The sequence below is a fragment of the Polaribacter sp. PL03 genome (assembly GCF_033875165.1).
In the GTDB taxonomy this organism is placed as follows: Bacteria; Bacteroidota; Bacteroidia; order Flavobacteriales; family Flavobacteriaceae; genus Polaribacter.
This window is the reverse complement of the sequence record NZ_JAWZSV010000003.1, coordinates 57,686-80,599: the sequence shown is the minus strand read 5'-3', so window position 1 is coordinate 80,599 and position 22,914 is coordinate 57,686. Positions and strand designations below refer to the sequence as shown.

The window sequence follows — 22,914 nt, the reverse complement described above, 5'->3', positions numbered from 1 at the left end:
TTAAGTAAGAAATAAATGTATTTATATTTTTTTTTTAAGAAGCAACATCTAAACTAAACTGTTTATCATATAAATTCTTGTAATAACCTTTTTCTTTCTTTAATAATTCAGAATGTGTTCCTTGTTCAACTATTAAACCTTTATCCATCACAATAATTTTATCTGCTTGTTTAATGGTTGCTAATCTATGTGCTATTACAATAGACGTTCTATCTTTTGTTATAGTTTCGGTTGCATATTGTATCATTTGTTCTGCATGTGCATCTACAGAAGAAGTTGCTTCATCTAAAATTAAAATACTTGGTTTACTAACGTAAGCTCTTAAAAAAGCAATTAATTGTCTTTGTCCAGAAGAAAGCATTGCTCCTCTTTCCTTTACGTTATAATCGTAATCTCCAGGAAGTGTCATAATAAAATTATGAATTCCTATTTGTTTCGCTGCTTTTACTACTTCTTCTTTAGAAATAGTTTCGTTTTTTAAAGTTATATTATTTAAAATAGAATCTGAGAACAAAAAAACATCTTGTAAAACAACTGCAACCTGATCTCTTAAACTTTCTAATTTATATTCATCTATAGCAATATCATCAACACAAATAGTACCACTATCAATTTCATAAAAACGATTTAACAAATTAATTATAGTTGATTTACCTGCACCAGTAGACCCCACAATAGCAACTGTTTGTCCGCTTTTTACTTCTAAATTTATTCCTTTTAAAACTTCTTCACCCTCAACATAACTAAACCTAACGTCTTTAAAACTAATGCTTCCTTGTAAGTTTTTTGCTTCAATTACACCATTCTTAGATATAGCACTTTCTGTGTCTATAATTTTAAAAACTCTTTCACCAGAAACAATACCCATTTGTAACTGATTAAATTTATCTGCAATTTGCCTTAAAGGTCTAAAAAGCATTTGTGCCATTTGTACAAAAGCCATAACAGTTCCAGGACCAGGAACATCCCCTCCAATTACCTGTTTACTTCCAAACCAAACAACTAAACCAATACCAATTGAAGATAAAATTTCTGCAATAGGAAAGAAAATAGAAAAATACCAGATTGTTTTTATATAAGCTTCTTTGTGTTTATTATTAATGTTTTTAAAATTATCATATTCAATTTTTTCTCTATTGAATAGTTGTACAATTTTCATTCCGGTTACTCTTTCTTGTACAAAGCCATTTAAATTAGCTACTTGATTTCTAACTTCTTGAAAAGTGGCTTTAATTGCTTTTTGAAAAACTTTAGTTGCATACAATAGTATAGGTAATACTGCTATTGCTATAAAAGCGAGTTTCCAATTGATAATAAACATTACAATAATTACTGCAAACATCTGTAAAACATCACTAACAATTGTAAAAACACCACTACTAAAAAAAGCAGCTATCGTTTCTATATCAGATACAACTCTTGTAACTAATTTACCAACAGAATTTTTATCGAAATAAGACATTCTAAATTGTAAAATGTGTCTAAAGATCTTAGCTCTTATATCTCTAATTATGTGTTGACCAACCCAATTAGCATAATATATAAATGTAAATCTTAAAAGTACTTCTACCATTAAGACACCAAACATTAATAAAATATTATTTACTAAACCATTGGAATCTTTATTCGCGATATATACATCTACAGTTTCTTTTAAAATAATAGGTGTTAACAAAGCCACACCTGCTAAAAGAATAGTAGATACAGAGGCAATTATAAAATTACGTTTGTACTTCTTAGCAAAACTCATGAGTCTTAAAAAGATGTCCATATCAAAAGCATTTCCTGTTTTATTTGCCAAAACTTAATATTTTATATGTGTTAAAAACAACCCTTTTGCAGGCACAGATAATCCTGCATTATTTCTATTCTTACTTTCTATTATTTTTCTAAACTCATTAGTAGATATTTTTCCTAAACCAACATCTACCAAAGTACCAACAATAGCTCTTACCATGTTTCTTAAAAATCTATTTGCAGAGACATGAAACGTTAATAAATTTCCTTCTTGCTTCCAAAAAGCGGCTGTAACGTTGCAGTTAAAAGTATAAACATCTGTTTTTACTTTAGAAAATGTCTGAAAATCTTCATATTCTAATAAAACATTTGCTGCTTCATTCATTTTAGAAACATCTAATTCTTGAGAATGAATTTGCCAAGAAAAATCTAATAAAAACGGATTTCTACCCAACCAAATTCTGTATTCGTAACTTCTACTTTCTGCATTAAACCTAGCATGCATTTCTTCAGCGACCAAAAAAACTTTATAAACAGTAATATCGTTTGGTAAAATCGAATTCAATTTATGTACAACATCACCTTTAATTAGCTTTTCAACATTAAAATGCGCAAACATTTGCGAAGCATGAACGCCAGTATCTGTTCTACCTGCACCAACAACTTCTATCTTTTCTTGAAGAATTGTACTTACAGCAAAATTTAATTTTTCTTGTACAGAAATAACATCTGGTTGTATTTGCCAACCGTGGTATTTTTTTCCGTTATAAGAAAGCTCTATAAAATATCTCAAGAAAATTGTTTTTTGTAGACAGTAAAATTACGGAATTTATTTTGTTATTAGTATTTTTGAAACCCGAAGAGACGTTAAACTTTTCTTACTATTTTTTAATGAAGAAAATATTACTATTATCCGACACACATAGTTTTATAGATGCACAAATTTTAAAGTTTGTAAAACAAGCAGATGAAGTTTGGCATGTAGGAGATATTGGTAACCTAGACGTTACAGACACTATAAAAAAACTAAAACCTTTAAGAGCTGTTTATGGCAATATAGATGACCAATACGCTAGAGCAGAATTTCCTTTAGACGCTAAATTTGAAGTTGAAAAAGTAACCGTTTGGATGACTCACATTGGTGGTTATCCTAATAATTACTATCGCAGGATTAAAGAAGACATCAAGGTAAATCCGCCTAAGATTTTTATTTCTGGTCATTCTCATATTTTAAAAGTGCAATATGACAAAAAATTAAATTTACTTCATTTAAACCCAGGTGCTGCAGGAAACCACGGTTTTCATAAAATTAAAACTATGCTAAGATTTGAGTTAGAAAACGGAGAAATTAAAAATTTAGAAATTATAGAATTGGCTAAACGTGGTTAATTGTATTTTTTTCTAAAATAGGTAGCTCTACAAAAACGGTTGTTCCTTCTCCAATTACAGACTCTATAAGAAACTTACCATTCATCATTTGAATTCTAGCATCAATTTGGTTTAATCCTAAACCATCTTTATTAAAAACCTTAGTTTTATCAAAACCAACACCATCATCAGTAATTTGAAAACAAATTCTATTATTTTTCTCGTGAAGTTTTATAATCGTATTTTCTGCTTTACTATGTTTTAAAATATTATTTACAAATTCTTGTATGATATTGTATATTTTTATTTCAAAATTTTGATGATATCTTCTTATATCATAAATATCTGTATCTATTTGTAAAACGGAATTTGAATACTTGGAAGCCATATCTTTTAAGGCATAATTTAATCCGAATTTAAGTAAAACCGATGACACTAATGTGTGAGATAAATCTCTAATTTTCTGAGAAGCTTCTGCAATAATATCTTGTGTTTTGTTTATCTCAATTGGCACTTCTCCTTTAAATTGAGATTTTGTTGCCATTAAATGAAGATTAGCCGAAGATAATAATGCACTTACACTATCATGTAATGTTTCTGCAATCTCCTTACGCTCAGATTCCTTACCATCTATCGTAGCATTTAAAATTCTTGCTTGAGATTCTGATCTAAGTTTTTCTATATTCTGATTTTGAAGCAATTGTGTTTGAGACAGTTTTAGTCTTAAATTTTTTTGACGGAGTTTATAAAAATTTAAACCATACAATAAAGATAAAATTATTATAAAACTTCCAATACCATATATCATAAAGGTTCTTTGATCTTTTAATCGTTTAGCAACTTCGAAACTTTTTTCATTTTTATAACTGTGTTTAGCTTCAATTTCAGCTAAAATATCTGTAACTTCCACCTCTCTTAAACTATCTCTAATAGTAAAAGATTTATCCAAATACTCATAAGCAGTATAGTTTTTCTGCATATACAAAGTATAGGCTAAATTGTCATAAAACAACTCTCTATCTTTTAAAGCCTTAGAATTCTTCTCGTTTTCAATTAACTTTATTGCTTCAAAATAATACTCTTTAGCTTTATCTAAATTATTTTCTTCTAAATAAATATTTGCCAAATTAGACAAAGACTCTGATAAGAATAACTTATTGTTCTGTTTTTTATTAATTTCAATAGCTTCTAATAATGATGATTTTGCTTTATCGTATAAAAAGTTTTCATGATAAATTTCAGAAAGGTTTGTATAAGTTCTTGCTTTAAAAGTTAAAATTTCTTCATTTAGTGAGTTTAGACTTAAAATTTTATTATAATAATGTTTTGCACTATCATTCTCTTGAAGTAACTGATAAGAACTGGCTATCATTAATAAGTTTTCTGCCAATAAATAATCGTTAGAAATATTAATATTTTCATCAAGGTTATTATTGTATTTTAATCGAAGCACTAAAGCCTGTTTATAATACTTTAAAGATTTATCTATATTGTTAGTCTCTTTAAATATTCTTCCAATTAAAACTGTTGTTAAATATTCTATATTACTAGATTTTTTTTTAATACTTAAATCTCTTAATGTAAGTGCACTCTCTAATGCTACATCATAATTTTTATTTTCAAATAAAATTTTTGTTTTTCTATATTGAATTAAAAAAAGAGAATCTTTATCTTTTAACAAAAAAGAAGCGGACATAATGTTCGCTTCTTTTTCTACATTAATAGATGAATAAATATTCAAAAAAGACATTAAAAATATTAAATATAATATTTTTGTTTTTTTACATTTCTGAATCATAGCTCACAACCCATCTAGGTCTTTTTTTAGTTGCATAAGTTCTAGAAGCAGTACTCTTTGAACTAGTTTTTATGTGATTTACAAAATCAATTTTTAATTTTTCACCTTCTATTTTACTAAAACTTCTAGAAAAATCTGTTCCAGTAGATTTCCCTTCCTCTAAATGAATTTCGTAAATAGCTAAATCTTCATTATAAACAAAATCTACACTTACATTATTGTTTACTTTAAAGTCTAAATTAAAAGAACCATCTTCATCACTAGAAATACTATATTCAGATAACATTTTAGTGTTTTTAGCACTAGTTTTAGCTAAAGAAATATTATCATCTTCAATTGTAATATTAGCTCTTTTATTTGTTCTTGTATCAACAAACCCGATACTTAATTTATCTCCGTCAATTAATAATTCTTCAGATTGTCTTTTACTTGTAGTAAATTCAGAATCATATAAATGGAATTCATTAGTATTAGTCTCTATGTTTTTTACTTTATCCGATTTAACATTTTCTTGTAAATCATAATCTAAAGAGTAAGCACCAGTAGCATCTCTTTTAATTTTATAAGATTTTAATGAATTTGTAATTTCTGCTTCAGGAAGTAATGTTTCATTGTTAGAACAAGAAGAAAAAACGATTGCCGACACAATAACTAACGATAATAATTGGGTAATTTTCATAATAATGGAATTTGGTTGAGGTGAAATAAATGTTAACTAGGGGCGGGTAATATTGTAATGTAAAAAAAGCAATGTATACTAATACTTTAGTACTTATATTTAGGGGGATGCATCTTAAGTTTTTTAGGGGGAAGAATTTTAAATCTAAAACTTAATCAATTATAGTTTATACTAACTTATATTTTACTGCATACATTGCTAATCCTACTGAATTTTTGACGTTTAATTTTTTTAATAATTTTTTTCTATATGATTCTACAGTATGATGGCTAATGTGCATTTTATCAGCTATCTCACTGGTACTTAATTCTTTTGTAACTAACCTTAATACTTCTTTTTCTCTTTCTGTTAAAGATTCGAATAAAAAATCTTCTGGCATATCTCCTTTTCTTACTCTTTGACCAGAAATACTTTTTAATAACTCTTCTTGTATATCGTTACTAAAATACTGTTCTCCTTTCGCTACAGCTTTAATAGCTTTTACAATATGCTCTCCTGCATTATTCTTAGAGATATAGCCACTTGCACCTAGTTTTAAAACTTCTTGAACAATCTTTACATCATCATAACTAGATAGAACAATTACTTTTTGATTTATTCTTTGGTCATAAAAATATTTTAAAACCTCAAAACCATCTAAAACGGGCATTGTAATATCTAATATTAAAACATCAGCATAATTTTCCTCTTTACTAAACCAGTCTAAAACTTCCTGTCCTGTTAAAGAAAAATCTCTTATTTCAATATCTTCATCTGTATTTATAACAGCAATTATACCTTCGATTAAAATCTTATGGTCGTCTGCTACGTGAACGTATATTTTTTTTCTCATTATCTTCTGTACAAATTTAGTTTAGATTATTAGATTCCACAATCCCTGAATTCAGTATATTTTTACTATCCCTGAATTCAGGGATACGTATCCCTGAATTCAGGGATACAAGCAAGTTAAACTACTGAATTACAATTTATTGAAAAACTCATTTTTTTTACACTAATAATATAAAGATTAATTAAAGTATCTTTAAATATAGGAAATAAAAAAACCGAGAATAAATTCTCGGTTTTTTTTCGCACTAAATATACTAAGATGTTAGTTTTATCGCAATCTATCTACAGATTTTACAAGATCTTCATCCTTTTTAATAGCTTTATTTGCCAAAACAACAAGCAAAATAGCCAAAATTGGTATAAACATCCCAATACCTTTCTCCGAAACAGAAGCTTCTCCAGGTAAAGTTAGAGATACATAAATCAATAATCCTAATAAAATAAGGTTTACCAAAATTGTTAAACGGCCAATAACAAATTGTAGTTTTCTATTCTTGAATATAAAAATAGCTACAAATGATAAAATTGCCGATACTAGAAATAAAATAGGAATTACCTTTAAAAGGTAAGATTCGCTATTTAACAAATCTAATGCAAAAATATCTTTTTTGATAGATTTCCACAAATTAAAAACAAAAATTAAAACTCCAGATATAATTGAAGCCAATAATAAATATACTGTTTGTATTCTTTGAATCATTTGTAATTTCTAATATAGCAAAAGTAGTATTTTCTTTTTTAAAAAGAAAACCTAAAACTAAAAAAAAAAGTATATATTTGTTTTATAGTAACCGCACAAAGGCTATTTGGTAGAACTATACAAAATAGCAACAATCAAAAAAAAACATACAAATCTTACAAATTTAAGATTCATATTTAACTTAATAATATTATAATGTTCGAAATCTCAGAACTAAAAGCAAAAACTCTTGCTGAATTACAAGGTATTGCCAAATCTATTGGCCTTACCAAAACTAGTCAACTGAAAAAATTAGATTTAGTATATCAAATTTTAGATACACAGGCTGCAAATCCTTCTAAAGAAAAAGCAGCAACGGCTACTAAGGTAAAAGAAGTTGAAATAACAGAAAAACCAAAAAGAAAACGTGTTGTTAAAAAGGTGCAACCTATTGATGCCCCAAAAACCGTTGATAACAAGCCTATTATAGAGAAAACTGAAACTCTAGAAAAACCAGTTGAAACACCTGTTGTAAAAGCTGCCGTAACTGAAAGACCTAAACCTAATCCAAGACCTCAACGCAAGCCTCTTGTTAAAAAAGAGACTAAAATAGAGGGAAAGAAAGAAGTAATAGCTTCAAAGGCAAAGGATGATAAACCTGAACAAAAAACAGTAAATCAACCTAACAAACCACAGCAAAACAGAAACAATCCTCAGCAAAATAAACCAAAAAGTAACACTCAAAGCAGAGAGAAAGTTAATAATAGTAGAAGTAACGGTAATAAATCTACTAATAGATATAGAGATCCAGATTTCGAATTTGATGGAATTATAGAAAGTGAAGGTGTTTTAGAAATGATGCCAGATGGTTATGGTTTTCTACGTTCTTCAGATTATAATTATTTATCATCACCAGACGATATTTATGTATCTCAATCTCAAATTAAATTATTTGGTTTAAAAACAGGAGATACAGTTAGAGGAAATGTTCGTCCACCAAAAGAAGGTGAAAAATATTTCCCTTTAATAAGAGTATCAAAAATTAACGGTTTAAATCCTAATATTGTTAGAGATCGTGTTTCTTTTGAACATCTAACACCTTTATTCCCTCAAGAAAAATTCAATTTAGCAGAAAGAGGAAGTTCTTTATCAACAAGAATTATAGATATGTTTTCTCCTTTAGGAAAAGGGCAACGTGGTATGATTGTAGCACAACCTAAGACCGGTAAAACGATGTTATTAAAGGATGTGGCAAATGCAATTGCAGCAAACCACCCAGAAGTTTATCAAATTGTTTTATTAATTGATGAGCGTCCTGAAGAAGTAACAGACATGAAACGTAATGTACGTGGAGAAGTTGTAGCTTCTACATTTGATGAACCTGCAGACAAACACGTAAAAGTTGCTAATATTGTTTTAGAAAAAGCAAAACGTTTAGTAGAATGTGGACACGATGTTGTTATTCTTTTAGACTCAATTACACGTTTGGCTAGAGCATATAATACCGTTGCACCAGCATCCGGAAAAATACTTTCTGGTGGTATCGATGCAAACGCATTACACAAACCAAAACGTTTCTTTGGTGCAGCCAGAAACATAGAAAATGGTGGTTCTTTAACCATTATTGCAACTGCACTTACAGAAACTGGTTCTAAAATGGACGAAGTAATCTTCGAAGAATTTAAAGGAACTGGTAACATGGAGCTTCAACTAGATAGAAATATTTCTAACAGAAGAATTTACCCTGCTATCGATTTAATTAAATCTTCTACAAGAAGAGACGATTTATTATTAGACGCCAAAACAGTACAAAGAATGTGGGTATTACGTAAATACCTTGCAGACATGAATCCTATAGAGGCAATGGAATTTATAAATGATAAAGTAAAATTCTCTAAAAACAACGATGAGTTCTTAATATCTATGAACGGATAAGAAACATTAAGCTTTTTAAATATATAAAAAAACCTTTTCGAGCAATCGAGAAGGTTTTTTATTAGAAGCTATTTCCTGCTTTCACTACTCGCTTTTCTCATACTTCGAAAGAGCTCAAACAAACCGTTCAATCAGGGCTAGAAATATGGTTATTAGAATACTTTAATAACAAACAACAACAATGTTTAAATTACTTTTAAACTAGTAATACAATAAAATTAAAGCATAAAAAATCCGTTCAAAATTAATTGAACGGATTTTTATAATTTATAGTAAAGTCTCTTAGTTAGAAACGTACATATTTGCTCTGTTATCTTTTACATCTGTAGCCTTCTTAATTGCTTCATAGATTTTAAAAGTAGAACTTTTTCTAGTTGCTGCAATCTTTTTTCTATAAGCTTCGTAATTAGGTAATGCAGTAGGTAATTCTCTTTTGTTTAAAACAAAAGCAAAAACACCTCTAGCACCTACAACGCTATTATATACTTTATCTAATTCTGCACCATACATTGCACCTACAATCTTAGGTTCTGTACCAACACCAGATAAAGAAGATGTTTTAAGGTTAACATTAGTTACTGTTCTAACTGTTGTGTTATTTGCTTTCGCTATTTCAGTTAGAGAACTACCATTTAATTTATCTGAAATTAAAGCAGCTTTCTTTTCATTTAATAAAATTGGTCTTACAGTATTTATTGCTTTTTCTACAGACATTAAACCTTTTTCAGATTTATCTGTAATAACAGCAACAATATAACTTCCTTCTAAATCAAAACGTTTAAAACTACCTTTTTCTGAATCTCCTTTAAAAGCCCAAGAAACAATTTGTCTTTGATTTCCTAAACCAGGAACGTTTTCATCTAACACTTTTAAACCAACTGCAGATCTTAAACCATAATTGTTTTCTTTTGCTAAAGCATCATAATCTGTAGTCTTAGAAAGAGCTAAGGCAAATTGCTCAGATTTTTGAAAGAAAGCATTTTCTGTAGCTTCAGAAGGAACAATCTCTTTTGCAAAAGTTGCTAATTTTAAAACTGTTTGGTTATTTTTAGTATCATCAACTCTAATAACATGATAACCAAAAGGAGTTTCTACGACACCTAAAGAACCTTTCTTATTAGTAAATGTATAGTCTCTAAAAGCTGGCGTCATTCTATTGTAATTAAACCAATCTAAATCTCCTCCTTTAGCACCAGAACCTTTATCTGAAGAAAAATCTTTTGCTAAATCTGCAAATTTACTTCTGCTTCTTTTTACAACAGTTAACAAACTATCTGCTAATTTCTCTGCTTGTTCTTTTGTTCTTGTTACATCTTGCGCAGCACTTTGAGAACCTACAAAAGGAATTAAAATGTGACTTGCTTTTACAGAGTCTGGCATTTTAGTAATTGCTGTAATTTTAGAAATTTTAAAGAAACCTTGGTCTTTATATGGTCCAAATACGTCTCCTTCTTTTCCTTCGAAAATTTGAGTTGCTACTGTTTGATTAACTGAAGCATTATATTTATAACCTAAATCTAAATTAACATCAGAATTATTTTCAGCTAAAAACTCTTTATAATCAGTAGTGTTTTTAAAACCAATTCTAGTATCGTTATTTCTATCTTTAGAATTATTAATTAATTGCGCTACACTTTGTTTAATAGCTTCTTCATCTGCAGCAGTTGCTTTAATATCAAACTTAACATAAGATATATCTCTAGCAGCTTCTACTTTAAATTGACTCTCATTATCTTTAATGTAAGAAGCAACTTCAGATTTTTTAATTTTAACTAAGCTATCTGCAACACTAGAATAAGGAACATAAACAAATTGCCCACTTAACTTTGTGTTTTCTATTAAATATTCATTTTCACCTTCTTTTAAAGAAGCTCCTAAACCAGCACCAACCAATTTGTTATAAATATTAGTTTCTGAGTTTTCTTTAATTTGATTCATGTAGTTAGACCAAGCAGACCACATATCTTTATTATTTTCTTTAGTATCAGCTAAAAATTGTTTGAATTTTGTTTCATCAAATAAACCAGCTTCATTTTGAAAATCTGGATTATTTTGAACAGATGGAGAACTAATTACTTCGTTCCATACATCTTGTTCACCAACAGTAATACCAGCTTGATCTAATTGATTCTTATAGATTTTCTTACTTACAATGTTATTCCAAACAGTTTTTGCTGCTTGCATTTCAGAAACTCTACTACCTGTTTGTTGCTTATAAGTGTCTAAAGCTTGCGCAAATTCTTGCGTAGAAATAGCTTCACCGTTTACTTCACCAACTTCATTTACTTTATTAGAGCTAAAGAAATCTCCTAAAGTAGAAGGATCTAATACAAAAGCAAAAAGTGCTAAACCAATTATGATAATTAAGAACATTGAGCGTTCTCTAATTTTTGATAAAATTGCCATACGTTTTATTTTATTTTCAGTGGGCGAATATACGATTTGGGTTTTAATATTGCAACCCATTTTAAACTAAATAAATAGGAAGTACATTAGGTGTATTAAAGGAAAGGAAAGAAGTAATATTTACTAATCTTCTGTATCAACAATTTTTAAACAAACAGCGTCTATTTTGGCTCCACTAGTATTTAGAATTCTAATCTCGAAACCTTCTAAATCTACAACTTCATTTTCTTCTGGTATGTTCTCTGTATGCTCTATTATAAAACCTCCTAAGGTTTCGTAAGCTTCAGATTTAGGAATATTTAAATCGTACTCTTCATTTAAATAATCTACTTCTAATCTTGCTGAAAAATTAAAACTTGTTTCATTTAATTTTTCTTCTAAAAATTCTTGAGAATCATGTTCATCTTCAATTTCACCAAATAATTCTTCGACAATATCTTCTACAGTTATCATTCCAGAGGTTCCTCCGTATTCATCTACAACTACAGCTACACTTTTGCGTTTCTTCATTAAGATATTTAAAATATCATTAATCATCATAGATTCTGGCACAATTTCTACCGGAAGTAAAATAGATTTAATAGTTTTTGGTTTCTTAAAAAGCTCAAAGGCATTTACATAACCAATAACATCATCCATAGCAGATTTGTACACTAAAACTTTAGACAAACCAGTTTCTATAAAAATATTCTTAAGATTAGTTACAGTTTCATGAATTTCTACCGCAGTAATTTCTGTTCTAGGAACCATTACCTCTCTTGCTTTTACATTGTGAAACTCTAATGCATTTTGAAAAATCTGAATTTCAGAGTCCATTTCTTCATCATCATTACCTGTTTCTAATTGTTCTGAAATGTAATTACCTAATTCTTCTTTACTAAAGACTACTTGTTGTTCATCTGCATTCGTTTTAAAGAAAACGCGTAGAAAAAAATCAGAAATTACAATAATAAATTCTGAAAAGAAATGAAATAATACATAAAAAACATAAGCAGGTACAGCAAATATTTTTAAGACTTCGTTTGCATAAATTCTAAATATGGCTTTTGGTAAAAATTCTGCAGTTACAAGAATTACAATAGTAGAAATAATAGTTTGTAAAAGTAATATGGTAAATTCATTAAGATTTCCAACAGGTAAAATTCTTATTAGAAATTTTCCCATGTAATAACTGTAAATTACTAGAGAAATATTATTACCAACCAACATAGTGGTAATAAACTTTGATGATTTCTGAGTTATTTTATTTAGAATTTGAGGAATAAAACCTTCCCTCTTTTTTTCTAACTCGATGTGTAGTTTGTTTGCAGAAACAAATGCAATTTCCATTCCCGAAAAAAATGCGGAAAGTATAATTGATAATAATATAATAATGAGCTCAATTTCCATTCAGAAATTTATATACTAGTTATTTTGGTTATTTCTTTTTTGTACCTTCTTTCTAAAATGTCTCTTAAAAAAGAATACTAAGGTAATCAAAATTGCAAAACCAAGAAACAAATAAGATCTACTTCTTTCTGCGTTCCAACGAACAATACCTTCAATTAAGCAAATAAATGCTACCATTAAATAACCATATTGAAAAAATTTCCAAAGTTTATTCATAATTTTATTCTTTTGTTTCTATTCTTCCTATTGTCTTTTTAGCTAAATGCTTACTTAAATCTTCTTTGCACTCAAAACCAATACCTACTATTGTATCATTTTCTTTATACATGGTAAATGGTTTTTCAGATACAAAATATTTCGATTTTTGATCCCAAAATAATTGTTCTGTTTCTAACCTAGATTTATCTGTATGATTAATAACAACCACATTTCCTTTAATTTCTGATACTTCTGTTTTTGCATAAGATAAAGCATAATCACCAATAATAGTAACAGAATCTTTTCCTTTGTTATTAAAGTTAATAATCTTTATACCTTTAGGAAACTCATTGTAAGGATGATTTTTACGATTGCTAAAATCTAACAGTAAAGGTGTAATTAATTTAGATGTTATTTTACCCGAATCTTTATAAACATGATACGCATCTTTTGCTGTACCTGTTGGTAAATTTTTTTCTTCTAAAAAATTACGTACTTCTTCTGTAGTATTAGAACAAGAAAAAAGCATTATTGTAATCGAAATTACAATAATGCTTTTAATTAATATTTGTTTATAGTTTTTCAAAAAACTATTTATTTGGTATTCTTACTGTTTCTCCAATCCAACATTTAATTGTGAATTTTCCTCCAGGTGTAGCTGTTGCATTAAATATATCTTTTTGACTAGGTACATTTTGACTGTAAATACTAATGTATTTTCTAGCTCTAGAAGAAATACTAGGATCTACAGATGCAGCCCTTTGCGCCATGTTTAAAGCAGCAACATAAACCATTCTTTTTTCGAATAAGTTTTCACCACAATTATTTACACTTGCTTGGTACAAAGTAGCAATAAATAAATAAGCTCTACCAGAATTTGGATTGAATCTTAAAGCTTCTCTAGCTAAACTTCTAGCTTTACTAAACTGACCTCTATCTTTAGCTGCTTGTGCAAACTTTAATTTGTACTTCGCTTTCTTTAAAGGATCTGTTTCTAAACTAAAAGACTTTTCTCTCATTGAGTTTGCCCCAGCAGTATCTCCATTATCTTCTAAAACATTTGCCAAGAAAGAATATGCTTCTGGTGATGGTGAAGCTTCTGCAAAAGCTCTTACTAATTTTTCAAATAAAGGTTCTTTTTGACATCCCTTATTAAACATTCTAGAAACCGATCTTTTTAACCAAACTGCATTTGTTTTGTTCGCTTCAAAATCTCTTTCATATAAAGGAACTAACCTTTCACATGTTGCTATTTCAGAAATAATATTATCCATACCAATCTCAACTGTACCTAAAGCTTTAGAATTACTCTTGTAAGCTCTTAACCTTCCTTTACCTCTCTTATCTAAATTAGCAGAATCCTTTTTTAATTCAACTAATTTCTTAGCATAACCTTCTAACTTTAGATTTACATTTTCTAAAACATTATCATAAGTATCAAAAACTACCTGAGGGTTTGTATCCTTATTCCTATCTGTTACGCCTTGAAAATAAAGGTATATATTTTTAACTCCTAATCTAGTAGGATCAATCTTATAAGCTTTTTCTAATATTGCAAAAACAGCATCGTCATCCGCTAATTTATTACTATGTAAATAAGCTGCATAATCACTATGTACTTTTGCAGGATTATCGTTTGGAAAATACTGTAATCTTTGTTCGTACACTCTTTTTGCTAAAACAGGATCTTTTCTAACATCTTCTGCTAAAGTAGAACCGTATTTATAAATATTTACAGATAAATCTTTACAATTGTCTAATAAAAAGATCCAATTTGCATAAGCTTCATCGTATTTTTTAGATTTAAAGTCTCCACTAAAAAGATTGTATTTAATTTCACAATCTCTTTTTGTTACCTGAGCATTTGTCTTTACTGTTGTTATAAATAACATTGCAGCTAATAAAAACGTAATTTTCTTCATTTTAATAGTTTTATAAGTTAATCAATCTTTCTTTTTCTGAACCAACTTTGAGAACCAGAAGCAGTCAAAGACAAACTGAGCCTAAAGTTAAAATAATTCTCTTCAACTAAGTTATTAGCGGTTGTACCTCTTTTACCATATTCAAAGCCTAAGTTAACGTTAGATAATTGTTTCAGTGGTAAACCTAATCCAAAAGACATGCCAAAGTCGTCGATAGAAGTAAAATTCGTACCAGACCCAGAACCGTCTATCGCTAAACCAACCTTTTCAAATCGTAAACCTGCTCTATAAGTAACTCTATTCCAATAACTTGAAATCGAATTTATTTTAGGTAAATAAAAACCTCCTAAAGATATTCTACTAGAATTTTCATATTTAAAAGATGAATTTGTATTGTTAATAAAGCCTTCTGCCTCTAAAGCATCTTGACTTTGATACTCTAAACCTAAATGCCATTTATCATTTTTACCAATACCAACACCCAAAATAGATTTTAAAGGCATTTTATATTTACCAGTACTAGAGCTACTAGAAATAGTATCTCTTGGTATATCTATACCTGCTCCAGAAAGTGTTAATGAATAAAGGTATTCGCTTCCCGTAGCTCTTAAATCATTACCAAATTTTAGTGTAGCACCTGCGTTAAAATATAAGTTATCTTTTAACAATTTATGATATTGTGTACCTAAAGTAACAGAATTACCTCTTATAATACTTTCTTCTTTGTATTTTGTAGCTAAACTAACCAAGGCTCTTTGGTTTGTAATACTATTTTCTATGTTACCAAAGCTATAATCTGCCTCAATACCTACAGAAAATTCTTTCGATACTTTTATACCAAAACTACCATAAATTCTATTTACACCACCTTCACCAGAATACAGTGTAATTGCAGAAAGATCATTATTTGAATCAAATTCGCTATTAGATAATGAATAACCAACAGAAGACAAAGGTTGTATACCTAAAGAAAAACCAGCTTTACTACCAATAGGAAAACCTAAAGCAACATAACTTAAACTTGTAGATGTAGAGCTTTGTTTAGTATCTGCTGTATTTAGAGTTAAATCATTATTTAAAACTCCTAAAGAATACGTCGTCTGTCTTAAAAACGCATTAGCAGCAGGATTTGTAAAATTTAAATATTTATAATGATTAAATGCCACACCTATTCCTCCCATTGTTGCATTTTCTACAGTTCTTGGAGAGTATTGTTCTCCAATTCCGAAAAAAGAATATGGAGAAGAACTTGTTCTTTGTGCTAATAAAGTTGTCGAAGTTATCAGTAAAAAAACTATTAAAACCTTTCTAATCATTTGTGTCCGTTAAATTTCAATATTTCATTTAATCCTTGAAGGAGAAAATTTTGATTGGCAAATATGCTACTTTTTAATTGTTTAGACAAGAAATTTGTGTCTCCTCCTGTTAAAACTACTGTTAAATCCAAATATTCTTGCTCATAGTCTTCTATAACGCCATTAATCTCTTTTACAACACCGTTTAAAACACCAGAAACAATACTCTCTTCTGTATTTTTGCCAATAAAATCATTCAATTCTAAAGTTTCTACCAATGGTAAATTTGCTGTGAATTTATTTAAGGCCTTGTATCGCATTTTAATTCCTGGTGAAATTGCGCCACCCAAATAAGCAGTTTTATCACTCACAAAATCGAAAGTTATACAAGTTCCTGCATCTATAACTAAAACATTCTTATTAGGAAACTGTTTTACTGCACCAGCTACCAAAGCAATTCTATCTACTCCCAAAGTTTTTGGAGTCTTATACAAATTGTTAAAAGGAACTTTTGATGCAGAAGAAACAATTTGAAAGTCTATTATTTTTTTTAACTGAACCATTCTTTTTTCTGAAATAGTTGCCACATTTGATATAATTCCTGCAGAGATTGTATTTTTTTTAAAAATTTTTTTTATTTCTGAAATTATTTTTCTTTTATCGAAAACATACAATTCAACAAGCCTATCTCCTTCAAAAACAGCAGACTTAACCCTTGTATTCCCTATATCAATTGTTAGATTCATAAATCAAATTTAGAAAAATTTTAAAAAAAAATCACATTTTTTTCATATTTCTTTAGGATAAGTCAAAAAACATTGTATATTTGCAGCCGCTAAGGCAATGGTACCTTAGCTCAGTTGGTAGAGCAAAGGACTGAAAATCCTTGTGTCCCTGGTTCGATTCCTGGAGGTACCACTTACAAACCCAAACTTTTTAGTTTGGGTTTTTTTGTACCTATATTTTTCCTACTAAAATTACAGCAGTTCTAAAACATCATTAAGTATAGAGTTTGTATTCTTTTTATTCCAAATTACAGAAAGCGTAGTTTTTTGCGGAATCATATCTAACTCAATAAATTTAATTTTATAACCTCCTTTTCGTGCTAATGATTTTGGGACAATAGAAATTCCGAAGTTATTTTCTACCAATTTAAAAATAGAACTAGAATGTATTGTATTATGTGAGATTAATGGAGTAAAACCACAATCATCAAAAATTTGCATCACCTTCTCATGATAAGAAGCGCTATATTTTGAATCAAAAAGAATAAATGATTCCTCTTTAAATTGGGCTAAACTTCTAAAATTATTTTCATTTATAGTATGTTTTCTAGGAAGTACCAAACAAAAATTCTCCTTTAAAATTTTCCTTATCTCTATTCCTCTAGGAACTCTCTCTAGCCGAACGAAACCAATATCTGAAGTAAAAGAAAGTAAATTTTCTATTTGTTCTTGATTATCAATTTCTTTTAAATTGAATAATATATCTGGGTGATTTTTCTCAAAACTCAATAATAAATTAGGAATAACATCTTGCATAGCAGAACCAACATAACTAATATTTAGTTCTCCTTTTTTACCATCGTGTAGTAATTTTGCATTATCTAACGTATGAGAAAGTGTTTTTAATTGAAGCGAAAACTCTTCTTTTAGGTATGCTCCAACTTTAGTTAAAACCACCTTTCTGTTATGCCTTTCAAACAAAACAACTCCTAGCTCCTCTTCAATAATTTTAATTTGCCTACTTAATCCTGGTTGAGAAATAAACAACTTCTCTGCTGCTTTTCTAAAGTGTAATTCTTCAGCAACTGCTAAAAAATAACGAATATGTCTTAACTCTATTTGATACTTCATAGTTATTAATTAGCACATTAATCAGTATTATAAAGCATCAAAAGTAATCATAACTTTGTGAACACTCAATTTATAAGAAACAATGTTTAAATACGGAATAGATACGCTTACCCTTCATAAAGTAAAAGATATTGCAAACGGAAATTTAAAAGCCATAATAAACAATGAAGCTAAAGAAAGAATAATTGCTTGTAGAAAAAAAGTAGATACTATTACTAAAAATAATAAAGCCGTTTACGGTATAAATACTGGTTTCGGACCATTGTGTGACGTGCAAATTTCACCTGAAGAAACAAATCAATTACAAACGAATTTACTAATTACACATGCAGTTGGTGTTGGTGCAAATATCGACAAACAATTATCTAAAATTATGATGATTTGCAAAGTACATGCACTTTGTCAGGGTTTTTCTGGTGTACGATTAGAGTTGATAGAACGTATTATTTATTTTATAGAAAATGATTTATTACCAACGGTACCAAAACAAGGTTCTGTAGGAGCTTCTGGAGATTTAGCACCACTTTCTCACTTATTTTTACCTTTAATTGGTGAAGGGGAATTTTGGATTGATGATGAAATCATTTCTGCTAATGAAGTTTTAGAAAATCATAATTTAAAACCTTTAGAATTGCATGCAAAAGAAGGTTTGGGTTTAATAAACGGAACGCAATTTATTTTAGCACATACCGTAACCGGACTTCTAAAAATGGAATACTTATTAGATTTAGCAGATATTTCTGGTGCAATGAGTATAGAAGGATACAAAGGAAGCTCGTCTCCTTTTAGAGAAGAATTACACAGAATAAGACCTTTTAAAGGAAGTATAAAGGTTGCAGAGAGAATGCGAAATATATTTAAAGATTCACAGAATATTACTTCTCACGAAGATTGCGAACGTGTGCAAGACCCATATTCTATGCGTTGTATTCCGCAAGTTCATGGCGCTTCTAGAAATGCATTTTATCATTTATTGGAATTGGCAGAGATAGAAATGAACTCTGTTACAGACAACCCAATTGTATTAAGTGAAACGGAAGCTATTTCTGGAGGTAATTTTCACGGACAACCTTTGGCAATGGCTTTAGATTATTGTTCTATTGCAGCTTCTGAACTAGGAAACATTGCAGACAGACGTTGTTATTTATTGTTAGAAGGGAAGTATGGTTTACCAAGGTTATTAACTAAAAGTGGTGGTTTAAATTCTGGTTTTATGATTCCGCAATATACAACAGCAGCTTTGGTTACAGAGAATAAATCGTTGTGTTTCCCTCCTTCTGCGGATAGTATTCCAACTTCTTTAGGACAAGAAGATCATGTTTCTATGGGAAGTATTTCTGGACGACAATTCAATGAAATTTTAGGAAATCTAGAAAAAATATTAGCCATAGAATTAATGTATGCAGCACAAGCTTTAGAGTTTAGAAGACCAAATACGTTTTCTGAAATCATCGAAAAAAATCATGCTATTATTAGGTCTAAAGTTGATAAATTAGAGGAAGATAGACTTTTAAAAGATGACATCTATAATATGATTCAATTGGTAAAAACAAAGAAATTAATTGTAAAATACAACTAATTATGACTTTTAAAGAAGATATTTTACAAGGAATTCCAAAGAAATTACCAGCATTAAAAATATATCCAAAAGATGCAAATAGAGCGCCAAAAAGAAAAGATATTTTATCTCTTGAAGAAAAACAATTGGCAATTAAAAATGCTTTACGCTATTTCCCGAAAGAATGGCACAAAGAGTTAGCAACTGAATTTGCCAACGAATTAAAAGAATTTGGTAGAATTTACATGTATCGTTTTAAACCAGATTATAAAATATTTGCAAGATCAATTTCAGAATATCCTGCAAAAACTCAACAAGCTGCAGGTTTAATGTTGATGATTCAAAATAACTTGAATCCGGATGTGGCACAACATCCAGAAGAACTTATTACCTATGGTGGTAACGGTGCTGTTTTTCAGAATTGGGCGCAATATCTTTTAGTGATGCAATATTTGGCAATAATGACCGAAGAACAAACATTGCATTTATATTCTGGTCATCCAATGGGCTTATTCCCTTCTTCTAAAAACGCACCAAGAGTTGTAGTAACTAACGGAATGATGATTCCGAATTATTCAAAACCCAACGACTGGGAAAAGTTTAATGCTTTAGGTGTTACACAATACGGACAAATGACGGCTGGTTCGTTTATGTATATTGGTCCGCAAGGAATTGTACACGGAACTACAATTACGGTGATGAACGCGTTTAGAAAAATATTAAAAAAGGATGAAAATCCGAATGGAAAAATATTTTTAACTGCTGGTTTAGGTGGCATGAGTGGCGCACAACCAAAAGCTGGAAACATTGCAGGATGTATTACAATTTGCGCAGAAGTTAACAGAAAAGCTGCTACAAAAAGACACGAACAAGGTTGGGTAGATGTTTTAATTGATGATATAAATGTTCTTGTTGATAGAACTTTAGAAGCTCAAAAAAATAACGAGGTTGTTTCCATCGCTTTTATTGGAAATATTATTGATGTTTGGGAGAAATTTGATGAAGAAAATATCTTTATTCATATTGGTTCAGATCAAACATCGCTTCATATTCCTTGGACAGGTGGTTATTATCCTGCGGATATCTCTTATGAAGAATCAAATATTTTGATAAGAGAAAATCCAGAATTATTTAAAGAAAAAGTTCAAGAATCTTTAAGAAGACATGCAAAATCAATTAATAATCACACTAAAAAAGGAACCTACTTTTTTGATTACGGAAACGCTTTTTTATTAGAAGCTTCTAGAGCTGGTGCAGATGTAATGGCAGCAAATAATATCGATTTTAAATATCCTTCTTATGTGCAAGATATTTTAGGTCCTATGTGTTTCGATTATGGTTTTGGCCCTTTTAGATGGGTTTGTGCTTCTGGAAAAACAGAAGATTTAGACAAAACGGATGAAATTGCTGCAACTGTTCTACAAGAATTGATGGAAAATTCGCCAAAGGAAATTCAATTGCAAATGCAAGATAATATCACTTGGATAAAAAATGCAAAATCGAATAAAATGGTGGTTGGCTCACAAGCACGTATTTTATATGCTGATGCAGAAGGACGCATAAAAATAGCAGAAGCTTTTAATAATGTAATTGCTAAAGGAGAAATTGGAGCAGTAATTTTAGGTAGAGATCATCATGATGTTAGTGGTACAGATTCTCCTTTTAGAGAAACTTCTAATATTTATGACGGAAGTAAATTTACAGCAGACATGGCAATTCATAATGTAATTGGAGATAGTTTTAGAGGTGCCACTTGGGTTTCTATTCACAATGGCGGCGGCGTTGGCTGGGGAGAAGTAATGAATGGTGGTTTCGGGATGTTGTTAGACGGCACAAAAGAAGCCGAAGAAAAATTAAAAAACATGCTTTTTTATGATGTAAACAACGGAATTGCTAGAAGAAGTTGGGCTAGAAATGATGAGGCTATTTTTGCCATCAAAAGAGAAATGGAAAGAACGCCAAATCTAAAAGTTACTTTACCTAATTTAGTAAATGAAAACCTATTAAAAGACCTATTTTAATGAATGTACTTTTTATAAATATTAAAGAATTAATTCAGGTTAGAGAAAAAGCGGTAGATTTTCTTTCTGGTAAGGAAATGAACATTTTACCAACCATTAAAAATGCTTTTTTATTAGTTGAAAACGGATTAATTGCTGATTATGGTTTGATGAAAAACTGCCCTAAAACAACTTTTAAAACCATTGATGCAACAGGAAGAATGATATTACCATCTTGGTGCGATTCTCATACACATTTAGTGTATGCTGGCAATAGAGAAAGTGAATTTGTAGATAGAATAAAAGGATTTTCCTACAAAGAAATTGCAGAAAATGGTGGCGGAATTTTAAATTCAGCTAAAAAATTACAGCAAACATCCGAAGAAGATTTATACAACCAAAGTAAAGTAAGGTTAGAAGAAATTATACAGTTAGGTACTGGTGCTGTAGAAATTAAATCTGGTTACGGTTTAACAAAAGACGCTGAACTTAAAATATTACGTGTTATTAGAAGATTAAAGCAGAATTATCCTATAGAAATTAAAGCTACTTTCTTGGGTGCACATGCTGTTCCTGCTGAATATAAAAATAATAAAAGTGCTTATTTACAAATGTTGATTAACGACATTCTAACAACTATTCAGAAAGAAAATTTAGCAGATTTTATAGATATTTTCTGTGAAACTGGTTATTTTTCGGTTAATGATACACATCAAATCTTAGAAGCTGGAAAAAAATATGGTTTACAAGGTAAAATTCATGTAAATCAGTTTACTACTATCGGAGGAATTCAAGTAGGAATTAAACACAACGTTTTATCTGTAGATCATTTAGAAGAAATGAGAACAGAAGATATTGATGCTTTAAAAAACACCAAAACAATGCCTGTTGCTTTACCAAGTTGTTCTTATTTTTTAAACATTCCGTATACACCTGCTAGAAAAATGATAGACGCAGGTTTGCCCTTAGCATTAGCCACAGACTACAACCCTGGCTCTACACCTTCTGGAAACATGAATTTTGTAGTTGCTACTGCTTGTATAAAAATGAAAATGACACCTGAAGAAGCAATTAATGCAGCCACAATTAACGGTGCTTATGCAATGAATTTACAGGAAAAAGTAGGTACTATTACAAAAGGGAAATTAGCGAATCTAATTTTGACCAAAGAAATTAACTCCTATAACTTTATTCCGTATTCTTTTGGTAATCATCAAATTGAAAAAGTATTTTTAAAAGGAGAAGAAATTAAAAAAACATAAA

19 protein-coding genes and 1 tRNA gene are annotated in these 22,914 nt (G+C 29.4%); 6 read left to right on the top strand and 14 right to left on the bottom strand.

Annotated features, from left to right (window positions below; all coding sequences use genetic code 11):
* Positions 1–34 precede the first annotated feature (34 nt).
* Together SHK09_RS06500 and truA are read right to left on the bottom strand one after the other, a co-directional pair.
* On the bottom strand, positions 35–1,801 hold the full coding sequence (locus tag SHK09_RS06500) for an ABC transporter ATP-binding protein (protein ID WP_319809974.1): 1,767 nt from the start codon (positions 1,799–1,801) through the stop codon (positions 35–37).
* 3 nt (positions 1,802–1,804) lie between these two features.
* Positions 1,805–2,530 carry a tRNA pseudouridine(38-40) synthase TruA gene (gene truA / locus SHK09_RS06495; RefSeq protein ID WP_319809973.1) on the bottom strand — a complete coding sequence of 242 codons (726 nt, stop codon included), beginning with the start codon at positions 2,528–2,530 and terminating at the stop codon, positions 1,805–1,807.
* 98 nt (positions 2,531–2,628) lie between these two features.
* On the opposite strand from truA, the gene SHK09_RS06490 reads away from it, so the two are divergent.
* Positions 2,629–3,126: a metallophosphoesterase family protein gene (locus tag SHK09_RS06490; RefSeq protein WP_319809972.1), complete on the top strand. Its 498-nt coding sequence runs from the start codon at positions 2,629–2,631 to the stop codon at positions 3,124–3,126.
* Here the strand turns inward: SHK09_RS06490 and SHK09_RS06485 are convergent.
* The 4 genes from SHK09_RS06485 to SHK09_RS06470 form a co-directional block, all read right to left on the bottom strand.
* Complete coding sequence (locus SHK09_RS06485; protein ID WP_319809971.1) at positions 3,113–4,855, bottom strand: tetratricopeptide repeat protein; 1,743 nt, start codon at positions 4,853–4,855, stop codon at positions 3,113–3,115. The genes SHK09_RS06490 and SHK09_RS06485 overlap by 14 nt on opposite strands.
* A 31-nt stretch (positions 4,856–4,886) precedes the next feature.
* Positions 4,887–5,582 carry a hypothetical protein gene (locus SHK09_RS06480; RefSeq protein ID WP_319809970.1) on the bottom strand — a complete coding sequence of 232 codons (696 nt, stop codon included), beginning with the start codon at positions 5,580–5,582 and terminating at the stop codon, positions 4,887–4,889.
* Between the two features lie 166 nt (positions 5,583–5,748).
* Positions 5,749–6,414 (bottom strand): response regulator transcription factor, encoded by a 666-nt coding sequence (locus SHK09_RS06475; protein WP_319809969.1) that lies wholly within the window; start codon positions 6,412–6,414, stop codon positions 5,749–5,751.
* A gap of 267 nt (positions 6,415–6,681) precedes the next feature.
* Positions 6,682–7,113 carry a DUF4293 domain-containing protein gene (locus SHK09_RS06470; RefSeq protein WP_319809968.1) on the bottom strand — a complete coding sequence of 144 codons (432 nt, stop codon included), beginning with the start codon at positions 7,111–7,113 and terminating at the stop codon, positions 6,682–6,684.
* A gap of 195 nt (positions 7,114–7,308) precedes the next feature.
* Here SHK09_RS06470 and rho point away from each other — a divergent pair, with 195 nt between their 5' ends.
* The gene (gene rho, locus SHK09_RS06465; RefSeq protein WP_319809967.1) at positions 7,309–9,027 is read left to right on the top strand and encodes a transcription termination factor Rho; all 1,719 of its coding nucleotides are present in this window, start codon (positions 7,309–7,311) and stop codon (positions 9,025–9,027) included.
* 282 nt (positions 9,028–9,309) lie between these two features.
* On the opposite strand, the gene SHK09_RS06460 is transcribed toward rho, so the two are convergent.
* From SHK09_RS06460 to SHK09_RS06430, 7 genes are all read right to left on the bottom strand, one after another.
* Positions 9,310–11,433 (bottom strand): peptidylprolyl isomerase, encoded by a 2,124-nt coding sequence (locus SHK09_RS06460; protein ID WP_319809966.1) that lies wholly within the window; start codon positions 11,431–11,433, stop codon positions 9,310–9,312.
* A 123-nt stretch (positions 11,434–11,556) separates the two neighbouring features.
* Positions 11,557–12,822, bottom strand: a complete 1,266-nt coding sequence (locus SHK09_RS06455; RefSeq protein WP_319809965.1) for a hemolysin family protein — start codon at positions 12,820–12,822, stop codon at positions 11,557–11,559.
* Positions 12,823–12,837: 15 nt separating this feature from the next.
* Entirely contained in the window at positions 12,838–13,038 is a 201-nt protein-coding gene (locus SHK09_RS06450; protein ID WP_319809964.1) for a hypothetical protein, read from the bottom strand.
* 4 nt (positions 13,039–13,042) lie between these two features.
* Complete coding sequence (lptC, locus tag SHK09_RS06445) at positions 13,043–13,606, bottom strand: LPS export ABC transporter periplasmic protein LptC (RefSeq protein WP_319809963.1); 564 nt, start codon at positions 13,604–13,606, stop codon at positions 13,043–13,045.
* Positions 13,607–13,610: 4 nt separating this feature from the next.
* Positions 13,611–14,942, bottom strand: coding sequence for a hypothetical protein (locus tag SHK09_RS06440; RefSeq protein WP_319809962.1), 1,332 nt, complete (start codon positions 14,940–14,942; stop codon positions 13,611–13,613).
* 17 nt (positions 14,943–14,959) lie between these two features.
* Positions 14,960–16,258 (bottom strand): hypothetical protein, encoded by a 1,299-nt coding sequence (locus SHK09_RS06435; RefSeq protein WP_319809961.1) that lies wholly within the window; start codon positions 16,256–16,258, stop codon positions 14,960–14,962.
* Positions 16,255–16,983: a type III pantothenate kinase gene (locus SHK09_RS06430; protein WP_319809960.1), complete on the bottom strand. Its 729-nt coding sequence runs from the start codon at positions 16,981–16,983 to the stop codon at positions 16,255–16,257. The genes SHK09_RS06435 and SHK09_RS06430 overlap by 4 nt, the downstream gene beginning before the upstream one ends.
* Before the next feature lie 99 nt (positions 16,984–17,082).
* On the opposite strand from SHK09_RS06430, the gene SHK09_RS06425 reads away from it, so the two are divergent.
* Positions 17,083–17,155: transfer RNA gene (locus SHK09_RS06425), tRNA-Phe, on the top strand.
* Between the two features lie 59 nt (positions 17,156–17,214).
* Here SHK09_RS06425 and SHK09_RS06420 read toward each other — a convergent pair.
* Entirely contained in the window at positions 17,215–18,093 is an 879-nt protein-coding gene (locus SHK09_RS06420; protein WP_319809959.1) for a LysR family transcriptional regulator, read from the bottom strand.
* A gap of 82 nt (positions 18,094–18,175) precedes the next feature.
* Between SHK09_RS06420 and hutH the strand changes: the two genes are divergently transcribed.
* From hutH to hutI, 3 genes are read left to right on the top strand one after another with little or no spacing between them, the layout of a single operon-like run.
* Positions 18,176–19,672, top strand: coding sequence for a histidine ammonia-lyase (gene hutH, locus SHK09_RS06415; RefSeq protein WP_319809958.1), 1,497 nt, complete (start codon positions 18,176–18,178; stop codon positions 19,670–19,672).
* A gap of 2 nt (positions 19,673–19,674) precedes the next feature.
* Complete coding sequence (locus tag SHK09_RS06410; protein ID WP_319809957.1) at positions 19,675–21,672, top strand: urocanate hydratase; 1,998 nt, start codon at positions 19,675–19,677, stop codon at positions 21,670–21,672.
* Positions 21,672–22,913 carry an imidazolonepropionase gene (hutI, locus tag SHK09_RS06405; protein WP_319809956.1) on the top strand — a complete coding sequence of 414 codons (1,242 nt, stop codon included), beginning with the start codon at positions 21,672–21,674 and terminating at the stop codon, positions 22,911–22,913. Before SHK09_RS06410 ends, hutI begins: the two co-directional genes overlap by 1 nt.
* Position 22,914 lies beyond the last annotated feature (1 nt).